General features: G+C 53.2%; 12 protein-coding genes. 1 reads left to right on the top strand and 11 read right to left on the bottom strand.

Features of this window, described 5'->3' with window-relative positions; translation table 11 throughout:
- The 5 genes from ACR0DO_RS19130 to ACR0DO_RS19150 form a co-directional block, all read right to left on the bottom strand.
- A partial coding sequence (locus tag ACR0DO_RS19130; protein WP_480561039.1) for a calcium-binding protein occupies window positions 1–2,335 on the bottom strand: 2,335 nt, incomplete at its 3' end.
- The gene (locus ACR0DO_RS19135) at window positions 2,336–2,665 is read right to left on the bottom strand and encodes a hypothetical protein (RefSeq protein WP_480561040.1); all 330 of its coding nucleotides are present in this window, start codon (window positions 2,663–2,665) and stop codon (window positions 2,336–2,338) included. It abuts the gene before it with no gap.
- A gap of 384 nt (window positions 2,666–3,049) precedes the next feature.
- Window positions 3,050–3,529 carry a phage virion morphogenesis protein gene (locus ACR0DO_RS19140; RefSeq protein ID WP_480561041.1) on the bottom strand — a complete coding sequence of 160 codons (480 nt, stop codon included), beginning with the start codon at window positions 3,527–3,529 and terminating at the stop codon, window positions 3,050–3,052.
- Window positions 3,526–3,990 carry a hypothetical protein gene (locus tag ACR0DO_RS19145; protein ID WP_480561042.1) on the bottom strand — a complete coding sequence of 155 codons (465 nt, stop codon included), beginning with the start codon at window positions 3,988–3,990 and terminating at the stop codon, window positions 3,526–3,528. The genes ACR0DO_RS19140 and ACR0DO_RS19145 overlap by 4 nt, the downstream gene beginning before the upstream one ends.
- Before the next feature lie 640 nt (window positions 3,991–4,630).
- Window positions 4,631–5,221 carry a TetR/AcrR family transcriptional regulator gene (locus tag ACR0DO_RS19150; RefSeq protein ID WP_480561043.1) on the bottom strand — a complete coding sequence of 197 codons (591 nt, stop codon included), beginning with the start codon at window positions 5,219–5,221 and terminating at the stop codon, window positions 4,631–4,633.
- A gap of 119 nt (window positions 5,222–5,340) precedes the next feature.
- On the opposite strand from ACR0DO_RS19150, the gene ACR0DO_RS19155 reads away from it, so the two are divergent.
- The gene (locus ACR0DO_RS19155) at window positions 5,341–6,402 is read left to right on the top strand and encodes an alpha/beta hydrolase (protein WP_480561044.1); all 1,062 of its coding nucleotides are present in this window, start codon (window positions 5,341–5,343) and stop codon (window positions 6,400–6,402) included.
- Window positions 6,403–6,610: 208 nt separating this feature from the next.
- Here ACR0DO_RS19155 and ACR0DO_RS19160 read toward each other — a convergent pair whose 3' ends face one another.
- The 6 genes from ACR0DO_RS19160 to ACR0DO_RS19185 all read right to left on the bottom strand — a co-directional run.
- The gene (locus tag ACR0DO_RS19160) at window positions 6,611–7,540 is read right to left on the bottom strand and encodes a methyltransferase domain-containing protein (protein WP_480561045.1); all 930 of its coding nucleotides are present in this window, start codon (window positions 7,538–7,540) and stop codon (window positions 6,611–6,613) included.
- An 88-nt stretch (window positions 7,541–7,628) separates the two neighbouring features.
- Window positions 7,629–8,444, bottom strand: coding sequence for a prephenate dehydrogenase/arogenate dehydrogenase family protein (locus tag ACR0DO_RS19165; RefSeq protein ID WP_480561046.1), 816 nt, complete (start codon window positions 8,442–8,444; stop codon window positions 7,629–7,631).
- A 262-nt stretch (window positions 8,445–8,706) separates the two neighbouring features.
- Window positions 8,707–9,852, bottom strand: a complete 1,146-nt coding sequence (locus ACR0DO_RS19170; RefSeq protein ID WP_480561047.1) for an ABC transporter permease — start codon at window positions 9,850–9,852, stop codon at window positions 8,707–8,709.
- Window positions 9,849–10,775 carry an ABC transporter ATP-binding protein gene (locus ACR0DO_RS19175; protein WP_480561048.1) on the bottom strand — a complete coding sequence of 309 codons (927 nt, stop codon included), beginning with the start codon at window positions 10,773–10,775 and terminating at the stop codon, window positions 9,849–9,851. Before ACR0DO_RS19175 ends, ACR0DO_RS19170 begins: the two co-directional genes overlap by 4 nt.
- Window positions 10,772–11,731 (bottom strand): HlyD family secretion protein, encoded by a 960-nt coding sequence (locus ACR0DO_RS19180; protein ID WP_480561049.1) that lies wholly within the window; start codon window positions 11,729–11,731, stop codon window positions 10,772–10,774. The genes ACR0DO_RS19175 and ACR0DO_RS19180 overlap by 4 nt, the downstream gene beginning before the upstream one ends.
- 114 nt (window positions 11,732–11,845) lie before the next feature.
- Window positions 11,846–12,589: haloalkane dehalogenase (locus ACR0DO_RS19185; RefSeq protein WP_480561050.1), on the bottom strand; the 744-nt coding region annotated here is incomplete at its 5' end.

Consider the following 12,589-nt stretch of genomic DNA (forward strand, 5'->3'; position numbering starts at 1 on the left):
CGTCGCCGTCGCCATTCTGATCACTGATTGCTTTTGCGGTGATCTCGGCCAAATTAAGCACGGTACCGTCCGCGAACTCGATCAGTTCCATATCTTCCCAACCATTGTCGAAGTGGTCGATGATGGTGATCGTATCGCCATTGCTCAACGTGATGATCAGATCTTCACCGGAGTTTTGCGAGAAGGTTACGTCATCGGCATTCACATCGGTGAAGACAAGCCGGTCGTCCTCGCTCCGGGTGCTATAGTCTTTGATCGTGTCACTGCCATCGCCGAGACTGTAGATATAGACGTCCGCACCACTGCTACCCTTCAGAGTGTCATCGCCTTCGCCGCCCGAGATTAGGTCTCGACCGGAGCTACCAGTCACAACGTCATCTCCAGCACCGGCTTTGATGTGACCTGCACTGTTTGCCGTGATTGAATCGTTGCTCGTTGTACCGTCAAGGACTTGCAAGTTTCCTGTATTTTTCAATGCGGTGACGAAATCCGACGTTTCCTCCAAACCAGCCTTAGCTATGCCAATTTGTAGCAACAGGTGAAAATCTTCCGCGTCTGAGCTAAAATCAATTTGCAGCAGCATAATAGCGGCAACCGCATTGGCCGCAGTTATAGAACCACTTTCGATCTTATCTTGAAGGCCGGCGAGTATCTCCGACATTTCACCGTCAACAGCGCGGTTTTCAGGGGAGTACTCACTGACTAAACTCCCAAATGGATAAAGCGGATGCGACGTCACAATAGATGCGACCTCTTCTACACTGGCTCCATTTATTATTGCCGTTGATGTGGCCGATTGCGCTATGAAACGCCCGGCCAACATTTTAAGGAATTCTTCGTAGCTAACTTCCAAAGCAGGACCAGCGGCTTCGCCAGGATTTGAATGACCAAGTTGGCCAACATATTCTTTACCGTAGACCTTTTCAAGAAGCGCAAGGTGGCGCGCGTCAATATATTGACCACGACCTGTGGGATCTACATCACTGACACCAGCCCACTCCAAAACAAATGCTTCAAAGTCAGACTCGAAGCCGATCACATCACCAGCAGCGAGTTTTCCCAGAAGGCTATGCGCCATCACCCTTAAGTCTTCGTTCTCCGAATAGCTCACCAATGTTGCCGGTATGTTGCCATAACCAAACAGTAAAGGAAGGACAAATGCCTCTGGATGAAACACGAAACCCTCATCAAGAATGGGTTTCGAGTCAATGAGATCGTTTTGGAAGTGAATGTCTTCGATCAATTCTTGGCGACCATCAGAGAAGGTGACTTCACTTCGATGAGAAACGAGGTGTCCTTCATTCGTTTCTTCAACGGTGGTGGCTTCTACATTGATTGATGTGATCCCAGCTTCTGCCAATGTCTGCAATTCGCCTGCATCTGAGACACCATCTTGATTGAGATCGCTCCAAATAAGCAATTCGCTATATTGGGCATCGTTTGCGTCGATTTTTCCGTCATCGTTGCTGTCAAGCGTGGAGAGCTGCGCAAACCCATCACTGAACCCTGTTTGATTACCAAAAAGCTCCGAATTATCGTCGATTTGCCCGTTGCCATTTACGTCGAGCGCCAGTAAGCCGTCGTCAGGTGCAACCCAACCAGTTTTTTCAGCAAAACCATCCACGTTGAGGTCGAAGTATGCATCAGAGGTTTCGAGAGACGTAAGCTCGATGCCGTCGCCATCTAGATCAACAACCAGCGGTGAAAGCGGTGGATTCAGAAAGAAGTCGCTGATCCCCAAATCATCGGCAATTCCGGTGATTGTAGCCAGGATACTGGAGGCAATTTCGTCAACGGCTTTTCCCACGGCATCTGCAATATTCTGTGCCGTATCTTGAATGGAATCGGCCACCGCGGCGGCTGTTGATGCAATTTTATCTGCAATTGAGCTGATCGCATTTTTAGCCCAGGCGGCAGCTTCGCTGGCAGCACCACCAATAGCATCGAAGGCATCTGCCACCTGCTGCGCAGCGGCGTCAAAAAAATTGGGTAATGTGTTTTTGAAAAAATTATCTAAGGCATCGTAGGCATTTTCAATTGGATCAGCGAAGAAACGCAATGCGTCCGCGGCAAGTTTAGCGGCTCCTGATAAAGCGCTGAAATACGCTTCGACCGCGTAAACACCCATTGCTACGCCGGCTATACCTTTTGCCACGCCAGAACTGACAGTTTGCCCGGCAAGTTCTCCATAGGTTGTAACATGGCTAAATACAGCCGCTATTTCTCCGGCAGCGCCCGCCATAAGATTATCCGCGCGCTCAGCCTGAATTTGCCAATCGTTCGCATAGGCATCCAATTGATCTGCCCAACCGTGAATATCCGAACTTGAAACCATTTAATTCCCCTTTTCTTCTCGATTGATAAAGGCAAAGCCCAATATTTGCGTCATAAAGAATGGCACAATAAATTCTTGCTTATTTTCTTTCCCATCCGACATTGCCCAACCCAATAAGCATAGGAGGAAAATGACCGGTAACATGGAAATTACTTTCCTAACTGGGCAAATAAGAAGCAGCGTTATAGAGGCGATCACACCAAAGAAAGCGGAAATCAGAAGCGAGTTTCCATCAAATATTGTATTTGCTGATGCGTAGATGCTATTCTTAAATATTAGAGCAAATAGCATTAAGCCGGCATGTGCTGCTTGTTTAATCTTTTGAGCCATAATTAAGCCGCTAAAATTCCAAATCTTAATTTTGCCATGGGGCCTATTGCACTTGTATTTTGCGAACTTTATTCGAAAATAAGCTCGCCTGCTCAAGCCAGACGTTCACCTGCGAGTTTTCCCAGGCGAACTTCAATTCTTTATCACCAACACCCTACTCCACTATTCTTGTTGGCTAATCAGTCACCAAGGGTTTTGAGAGATAAGCCTGCTACCAGATACGTGATCTTGCTGGTTACTTTACTCTGGATACTTCGCGCTTAAGGAGAGAAGTGTCAATGATTTCTTTTTAAAATTGTGGAAGCCCGAAGGAGTTGTAAACTGAATGCACGCAACAGACACAAAACTTGAGAAGCGTCAGTTTGAAATCACACACGCTTGCGATTAATCAATCAAGTACTCAAGACCTTCGTCTTCGATGACCTCCAAGTCATCATCAGAAAACCCGAGATAGGGACGAGCCGGTATCATCACTTTCAGGCCACGCCCCGCCTTTCCACCGAATTGATGAATGGCTGCGTAGTCTTCGACCTCTTTTCCAGTTCCGAGTGTCAGAACGCCGCCGCTGACCTGATAGTTGATCGACCCGAACAAGTGCCCGCGCATTCGCAGGATGGCCATCGGCGCGTTGCCGTATCGCTTCTGTCGATGCTGTCTTTGTGATTCCGAAAGGGATGCCCAAGGCTTACCGTCGGGACCGCGCTCGTTCTTGAAACGCTGATTGATAACACCCCCGGCACCGGCAAATTCTTCACCGATGGACTTGAGGAAGGGTTCGGGGTTTTCCAACTTCGAAAGGCGCTCGCGCAGATCCGCGCGCAACGCCTCGTCGTTGAAGCTGAATTCCATACGTGCGCCGGTCATGTGATGTTCCGTGTCAAAGGTGGATCCTGTATTTCAGTATCTCTTGCCGATTGAGGTTCAATCTCGACGTTCTCATCTTCTCCCCATTCGAAGTCGAGCAGTATCCTCTCGGCCTGTTTGTTGATATAGCCTTGCCGAAGGAAGAGAATTCCAAGTCCGAAAAGCGGCAACAGAGCAAAACCCAATAGATAGTTCAAAGTGGTTGCACTCGAATCCCAGACTTCTTGGGAGTGATTGTAGTAGGCGCGCGCGTGAAACACGCCACGCGAAATGTACCCGACCACATCGACGTCATCGCCATCAGACAGTATCGGCACACTTGAAAGACTAACCGAGACGGGTTGGTTGCCGATATTGAAGATCGCTATATGGCTGGTGTTCGTGCTGTTTTCGGAACCGCTTATGTGAGTAGTAAACCTCAGCTGTTCAACAACGCCTGATATCTTCTCCAAATCGGACACAACTACACCTCTCAAGAACTTTTTGCACTTCGCAACAATACAACTGAGAGGTGCAACGTAAACCCCGGCCCCCCCCGACAACATCTAACAATCCCCCTTACCGATGGGTGTCGGGTTCGGCGATTTCATCGGTAGTTACCTATGGTTGAAATTTGGCCTGTTCGGCCTTACTTTGAAGGAGCGCGATGGCGGGGACAGTTGGAGATGTCACCCGACCCTGTCATTGGCTCGAGGCCGGGCACCAACCCCCGGCCTTTTTCTATTCCCTCCTGAAGATAAGTGCGCCGCGGCGGTTTTCTTAGATGTAGCTCTTGTCGGACTTGCCTATGCTGCCGCGTTTGCGCAGCGCAAAAAATGTCATCCCGTGCCAGGCTGTGTATTCCAGACAAACAAGTGTAGCTGCTGGTTTATGTGTGCCAGCGCAGGTAGCCGGGTACGAGATGCGTTCGTCCGCATTCAGTTCATTAAAATACCCATAATGCTGCGGTCACGCGCAAATGTCCGCTATGTGGGCTGCGACTGCAGTAACTTGAAGGTATGGGCCGTTCGATACACGTGAGAGCGGACGGAATGCGGTCCTTCGCTGCTCAGGTCACGAGTGACCACTCCTCGGGACATTCCTATCGTTCGTAATGACCGATCAAATATCTGCTTTGTAGTGCGCCAAAAACATAGCGATGCAATCGTCCAGTACGTCTTTCGGTGTCGGGTTCTCGCCGAGGAAAAACTCCGGCCAGAAGAAGAAATTTTTCACAAGCGCCAGGAGTTGGTTGGTTGCGAAGGCGGGATCGGCTTTTCGGATCACGCCTGCGTCCATGGCTTCGCCGATCAACCTCGTAATCGGGTAATCGTGGGTTTCTGTCTCTGTGAAAAACTTCCGGGACCGGTCGAGGTCGCGGATCAGCTCTGATAGGACCATGCGATTTAATCCGATAGCCGTCTCTTCGGTAATCATCGCGATGTACCGCCACAGAGCGTCCCGTAGCTGCTCAACGAAATCGCGACTTGGGTCATAGGCCACGGGCTGCATACGCCGGTTCTGCTCCAACATGATGTCGGAAATCGCTTCGAACAGGGCCTCCTTGCTCTCGAAGTGATTGTAGAGCGTGCGACTCGAAACCTGCGCTTTTTTGGCGATTGAGGTTGTCGTTGCCCCGAGAAACCCCTGTTCACGGAACTCATCGATAGCCGCATCTATGATATCTTTTCGTTTCTTTTCAGTGCGTTTCATGGCTTCAGCCTCAAAAGTAAAGGGATCTATTTACAATTGCCACCTCGCGCAATAAGTAAACACCATCCTGTACTTTGGCAAGGCATGATGCCAGCCACATGAGAAAGCGGAGCATGGCCATGATCAAACTGTCACGACGCAATGTCCCCCAAACAGCCTCCGTCGCTTCCTTGCTGTCCCTCACGGGCTGGGGAGCAAATGCAAAACAAACCACACAACCCTCTATCGAAGGACTTTCAGATATGGCCCTCACTGCTGGCAAAAACCAAGTAACTTTTAAATCCTTTGGCGTAGATTTGGCTGGCGATCTTTATCTTCCAGAAGGTTTTGATGCATCCAAGAAATACAAGGCTATCGTTGGCGCCAGCCCGTTCCCGCAGGTGAAAGACCAAATTCCGGCGACATACGGCCCGGAAATGGCCGATCGCGGTTTCATCTATCTGGGCTTCGACTATCTGGGCATGGGTGACTCCCCGGCGCTTCCCGGTGAGTTCACGAAGTCGCGTTACATGTTCCGGCTGATCGAAAACACTTGGGACGCGGTTTCCTATCTGGGCACCTTGCTGTTCGTCGAAGAAATCCATGGCCTGGGCGTTTGCCAAGGTGGTTCGATCATCGCAGCGGCCGCTGTGACCGACCACCGGATCAAGAAAATCGCTTTGGTGTCAGGCATGATGGCATCGGATGCGTTCCTGTGGATGGATCTAAACGGAGCGCACCAGATGATCGAGGGCGCAAACGCTTCGAAGCAGAAGATGTATGAAACCGGCAAACCGATCTATGTTGATACGTTCGGCCTGGATGACGATATTTCCCGCGAAGATTTCATCAAAGCGTCTCCGATTCCAACGATGGCTGAGCAAAGCTACGACTATTATGGCCGCACCGGGGCCAAAGGGCCGATTGCAGTTCCGAACTTCTCGAACATCCATATCGCCGATCAGGCGATGCAATCCTCGTTTGCGCTCGCTGAGCATTATGCTGATAAAATTGTGCAACCCACGCTGACCATCTACAGCAGCACGGCCTTCACAGCGATCTGTTCGACCGCATTCGTCGAGAAATTGACAAATGATCACAAAGAGATGGCTTTTGACGAATTCAACCACGTGGACTTCTACTATAAGCCTGAAGCAGTGAAAGCATCGACTGACGCCGTGGCTGAGTTCTTCAACGCATGAACTTTTTGGTGGAGATCGTAGCAATATGACCTCCACCTTCTCCGACAAGCAAGCAGACATTGGTACGATGCGCAGCATCTGTCACTCTGGGCTCGGTGCTGATGTTCGCGTAATTATCGCGAGCGAACGCTATGCGGACTATCTTGCCCCTCATTGCGAAAAAAAATGACGTCTGCTTTGAACTTCGCGCTACAGCAATCAACGGTTCCTATACCGCTTCCGCTGCGGTTACCACGGCAGGTATTGGCACCTTCCATTCGGGTCCTGAACCATGGTTTTCCAAAACTCGGGATACAACCGCCTTTCTAATCGCTGCCGCATTTTCCAACGGCTGAGGGCGCAATAAAGCGCCGCCCTGCGCCGTGCCCTCCAGAAAAGAATCATATGGTGCCCCGGGGTCATTAACCATCCACTCCGAAGCGACCACAATTTGATGAAATTCGGCGAACCCAGCCTTTTGAAGTACTGGAAAGGCATGTTCTGGATCAGCATAGTCATTGGCTCCGGGTCCTGATGGCAAGACTATTTCAGGGGCCCCGTATTGGCCGATTGCACCAAAAACATATCCAAGCGCCGTATCCACTTCCGGGCCACACCAAACCGAAAACGCCAACCGCCCTCCTGGACGAAGCACGCGACGGGCTTCTGCAAATACTTTCGGCGGATCCGGGACATGCGGTATTCCAAACCCAATCGTCACGATGTCGAATGTTCCATTGTCAAAGTCCAACGCCATTGCGTCTCCTTCAACGAATTGAACTTCTGGAACGGTCGACCTGGCCATCTCCAGCATAGAAGGCGAGAAGTCCAGCCCGATCACACTCGCACCAGATTTAATTAGACCTGCAGCTACATTCCCGTGACCACAGCACAGGTCGAGCGCTTTTGAACCTGAACCGGCTTCAACTGCCTTTACCAAGGTCGGCACAACCATATCTGCAGCTTTTGCAAAAACTTGCGCATAGGATTTCGCTACATTTGCTTTAGCCCACTCACGTTTCTCCAATGCAGCGAATGTGTCGGGCTTTTCAGATTCTCGCATCTCATTCCTCTGCAAATCTTGGATACAATGAACACGCCGAGATGACTGATCGTCAACGATTTCCTTGAAGCCGACATTCGCTGCATCTTGGGGCATTGGTCACAATGGGCTCGATCCAGACCTTCGCAACAAAGAGCGCCTACGGTGCCTCTGCAGATGAAAACTGTTCTTGGGTGCTGCTCCATCAATGTCGGTTTTCGTTGTGCAGCTTTGCCGGTGAGGCTGCGTCCAGCTCGACACTCAAACTGGCAGCTAAATCGAAAAACTGCCGTCGCACGGTCACGGCGTAGGGATTGGTCTTCTCAATCGCTTCGAACACTTCTGGCGCATCGTGCTGAACCATGGAAATCGCCTCCGACAGTAAGTCAAAGCTCTTCGTTGTCATGTGCGTTGGCAAAGGCCCCATCTTGTGTAGCACTTTGGCGATGAGGTGCGTGAGTCCTTGGACAACAGCCGCTTCTTTGTCATGATTGTCTGGTGTTGTCATGATGACAGTCAGTCCGAGAAACTTGCGTAAAAACGCCGCCATTCGCGCATATCGTTTTCCTCGAATGGGGCAAACCGCAATCTTTAATCCCTCAATTCCTTTCCCTGCACTCTGCGGACCGAACAAGGGGTGAGTGGCTACGATGTCTACGCAGTTCGGTAGCAGCCGCCGCATGATTTCTGACGGAATTATTTTGACCGAACCAACGTCAACAATCAGCGCGCCAGTTTTACAAGTAGCAGCAATCTCGCTGACGACCTGCTCAAAGGAGGACACTGGTGCCGCAATGAGGATCACATCAGCCTGCGACACTGTGTGCAACGATGAGAGAGTAACCCCGAGTTGCTCTGCTTCTTTGGCAAGGCCCGGCGATGGATCATACACTGTTACTTCGAAGTGCGCGCCAAGATGAAGGGCTGCAAGTTGTCCGAACGCACCAAACCCAACGATGCCCAGTGAGGTGTGTTGATTTCTGCTAGTGATGTTCAATTTCTCGACCTTTGAATTTGCCATCTGGCATAAGGTCGTTTGTACGTTGACCGCTGTCAGGGGCAGCGGAAAACCAATGATGAATGAACCGCAGCTATCGAAGCTGGGGATAATAGTCCTGAGATGGGAAGCACGAATTCATCATGGAATCGAACATAAAGCACCCGAGAGAGCAGAGTCAACGACTTGCCGCGTTGCGGCCATTGGCTGCGGCGCAGAAGTCTGGAAGTTGGGCTCGATACGGCCGTTCGCCGCGAAACGCATGAAGGTCTGAAAAGGGCCGTCTTCAACCCAACCGTTTCTTGAACCTCAGAGTGGCCGCCAACAACCCGAATGCCGCAAATCCGATCATCCAGAGGATCCCCCAGCGCAACTCGTATAGCGAAGCATCTCGCAGGACCACACCGCGGATCATGTCCATAAAGTGCGTCGCAGGCAGAATTTGAGCAATCATCTGGACCGGTTTAGGCATGCCGTCGAAGGGGAACATGAAGCCGGACATCAGGATAGATGGCAGCAGGACAAAAATGGTCATCTGCATCGACTGAAGTTGGTTCTGGGCGAGAGTGGAAATTACCAGCCCCAGGGACAGGCTGGCAACAATGAACAGCAGCGTTACCACCAGCAATACACCCAGCCCACCATTGATCGGGACATCGAACAGGATATGCCCGAGTCCTAGAATGATTGCGACCTGTATCAGACCCAGAAAGATGTAGGGGATGATCTTGCCGACCATCAGCTCGATCGACCGGATTGGGGTGTTGATCAGCATCTCCATATTCCCGCGCTCGCGTTCGCGGACGATGGCGGCCGAGGTGAACAGGATCATCGTCATGGTCAGGATGACCCCGACAAGACCTGGCACGATATTCACCGCCGACCGCTGTTCTGGGTTGAAGTAGAGCGTGACCTCAAACGTGGGCACTTGCCGGTTCGGAGGCTGTTTCAACAACTCGGTCAGGGGCATCGTCCGCAGGGATTTGATTGCGCTGGCAACCATCGTGTCCGAACCATCGACGATCCAATGGGCAACGGGCCGGCTGCTGGTCTGGTCCGTTGCGTTGGGCAGGCCCAACCCGACTGACGGGCTGCGGGCAAGGCGTTGGCTCACGTCCTGAGGGATGATCAATGCGGCGCGTACGCGGGATTCCGTAATTGCGCGTTCCGCCTCCTGCGGGGTGGTCAGTTCTTCGGTGACCGTCACAACCTGCGTAGCATGAACGATCTGCGCCAGCGTTCGGGACAGCTCGGTCCTGGACTGATCCACCAGCGCGACGGGCACATGACGCAGGTTAGTGTTGATCGCGTAGCCAAACAGCAGCAGCTGGATCAGTGGGATCATGATGACCATCGCGAAAGTCATCCTGTCCCGCCGCAGTTGCAGCAGCTCTTTCTTCAGCACAGCGGCGATGCGGCGTCGGGAGATCACTGTTCAGGCCCTCGTGTAGCGCTGACAAACACATCTTCCAGATTTGGCTTTTGTGGTGCCAAGGACAGGTTCGAGAACGCGCCAAGTTGGGTGCGTAGCATATCGACGGGCCGAGGCTCGGATTTGTCGACCAGCACGCGCAGCCGCGAGCCCACTTGTGCCGTTGACAGGATCTTGGGCTTGCCGTCCAACTCGTGTTTGACCTTTCGCAGGTCCGGTCCCTCGACTTCGACAACATCGGCCTGCAGATCGTCCATCAACTGGCGCGGAGACCCGTCCGCCTTTTTCACCCCGTGCTGCAGGATGGCCAGCCGGTGGCAGCGCTCTGCCTCGTCCATGAAATGAGTGGAAACGATCATTGTCGCTCCCTGATCGACCAGATCGAACAATTGCTCCCAGAACGTCCGGCGTGTTTCCGGATCAACGGCAGATGTAGGTTCATCCAGAAACAGAAGCTTTGGGCGATGCATGACGGTGGCGGCGAGGGCCAACTTTTGCCGCTGACCGCCGCTCATGCTTCCGCTTAACTGATGGACATTTGTCGTCAGGTCATATGTGTGCAGCAGCTCGTCGATCCGATCGTTGGCCGATTTCACAGGAATGCCGTAGATTTCCGCCGCGAAACGGAGGTTTTCCAGCACCGTCAGGTCGCGATAATATGAGAAAATCTGGGTCATGTACCCGATTTCATTCTTCAATGGTTCTGCGGCTTCGGGCATGGATCGACCCAAAACTGAAATCGACCCGCTATTGGGGGTCAGCAAGCCGGTCAGCATGCGCATGGTCGTGGTCTTGCCGCAACCATTGGGGCCGAGAAACCCGTAAATCTGGCCCGTTCTGATCTCAAGATCCAGATTGTTGACTGCGGTGTTTTCCCCGAACCGGCGGGTCAGGCCTTTTGTCGAGACGACAACGTCGCTCATGGCATGGGAACCTGCACGGGCACTCCGGCGGGCAGGTCCGGGGATGCGGTGGGCAGGTCAATCTCGGCCAGATAGACGAGCCGCGTACGGTCGTCCTTGTTCAACCCATAATAAGGCGTGAACGACGCATCGTCGCTGATCCAGCGGATCACGCCGTCCAGCGGATCGGCAAGCCCGTCAATGCGCACTTCCAGCGTATCGCCGGGTTTCAGATTGACGCGATGCGGTTCGGGCACATAGACGCGGGCATAAGGCGTCTGACCCGTGACCATCACGGCAACCGGGCTGCCGGATGTCACCCGCTCGCCCAAATTCCAGGGCAGGGAATCCAGTACGCCGTCGCGGGTAGCAACTACTGTCAGATCATCCAACAAGGTTTGTTCGGCAGCTACCGAGGCTTCTGCCGCTCGCACGTTGGCTTCGGCAACCGCAAGGTCTTCGGGACGGGTGCCGTTTTGCAGCTCTTTCAGAGACTCCTGAGCGCTGACCAACTCCGCCCGCGCCGAATCCCGCAAGGCCAGATCATTTGCAACTTGCGCTTCGGTCACTACCGAGTTTTCAACCAGTCTGGCATTTCTGTCATAAACGGCTTCGGCGTCAACCAGTCGCGCGACGGCGCCTGCGACCTTAGCTTCGGCAATCGCAATCTCTTCCTCGCGCGGTCCGACCTGCAGTTTCAAAAGCGTGGCCTGCGCCTTTTCCAGCTCAGCTTGCGCCAGAGCCAGCTTCGCGCTTTGCAGGGTGGGATCAAGCTGAACCAGCGTGTCGCCTGCCTTGACCACGGCGCCTTCGGCAATCGGTAAATCGACGACGATTTCGCCGGCCGTCGCGGTCAAAGCCACCCGGTCGCGGGCCAATACGCCCAACGCGACGCTGGTGTCGGACCCAGAGCACCGGTCCAGAAAGGCGGGCAGGACAGCCGCCAGAATCAAAGGTATGGGGATCGTCAGATTCAACAGGTTTTCCCTCCGGTGCTTGGCGTTTGAATGCGTTGGGCGATCGTCAAAGCATACAAACAGGAAATCTGATTTATGTGTAGGGTTCAGCCGTTAAACACGGCTGAACAGAGCTCAATTGGGCAGGCGTGCCAGCCAGTCCTCCAGCTTTTGTCCGATCAGGTGGGGGTTATCTTCCGGCAAGAAATGAATGCCTTTCCCGATATCTACGACCTCGAGGTTCCGGATAGTCCGACGACACCAGGCGACCTCTTTTGGTCCGATGGTGCCTCCGGGTGAGGCGTGAAACATCAGCATCGGGGTCTGGGTTTCACCCAGCCAGCGGCTGTAGCCACTGACGATGTCATGAACATCCGCTGGCGTACCGTCGATCGGAATCTCGCAGGGCCAGACCCGAACCGGCTTACGGCTGCGCGCCGTGGGGTAGGGCGCGCGGTAGTGCGCCATCTCTGCCGGGGTCAGGTCGCGCAGAATGGCGCTTGGCAGGATTTTCTCGACGAACATGTTCAGGCCCGAGATCATCACCCACCCCAGACCCGGTGTCCGCATCATCCGAAACCCGGTACGGAAGTCGGGCGGGAACCCGGCCCAGGTCATTGGACGGACAACGCCTTCCATGAATGCGATGCCGCGTATGGTTTCGGGATGCCGATGCGCATAGTGGAACCCCAAAGCCGAGCCCCAGTCATGGATGACAAGCGCCACGTTCTGCAGCCCCAGCGCCTGGATAAAGCCGTCCACAAAGGGAACGTGATCGACAAAGCGATACGGAATGTCGGGCTTGTCCGATTTCCCCATGCCGATCAGATCCAGGGCGATGGCGCGGCCCTGCCTGGCAGCATAGGGGATGATGTTGCG

The sequence above is a fragment of the Ruegeria sp. AM9 genome, from assembly GCF_056540565.1.

Coding starts and splice junctions, on each gene's coding strand:
- ACR0DO_RS19150 (WP_480561043.1), bottom strand. CDS start 5,221: ATGAAACGCACTGAAAAGAAACGAAAAGATATCATAGATGCGGCTATC.
- ACR0DO_RS19160 (WP_480561045.1), bottom strand. CDS start 7,540: ATGCCCCAAGATGCAGCGAATGTCGGCTTCAAGGAAATCGTTGACGAT.
- ACR0DO_RS19140 (WP_480561041.1), bottom strand. CDS start 3,529: ATGACCGGCGCACGTATGGAATTCAGCTTCAACGACGAGGCGTTGCGC.
- ACR0DO_RS19155 (WP_480561044.1), top strand. CDS start 5,341: ATGATCAAACTGTCACGACGCAATGTCCCCCAAACAGCCTCCGTCGCT.
- ACR0DO_RS19165 (WP_480561046.1), bottom strand. CDS start 8,444: ATGGCAAATTCAAAGGTCGAGAAATTGAACATCACTAGCAGAAATCAA.
- ACR0DO_RS19175 (WP_480561048.1), bottom strand. CDS start 10,775: ATGAGCGACGTTGTCGTCTCGACAAAAGGCCTGACCCGCCGGTTCGGG.
- ACR0DO_RS19135 (WP_480561040.1), bottom strand. CDS start 2,665: ATGGCTCAAAAGATTAAACAAGCAGCACATGCCGGCTTAATGCTATTT.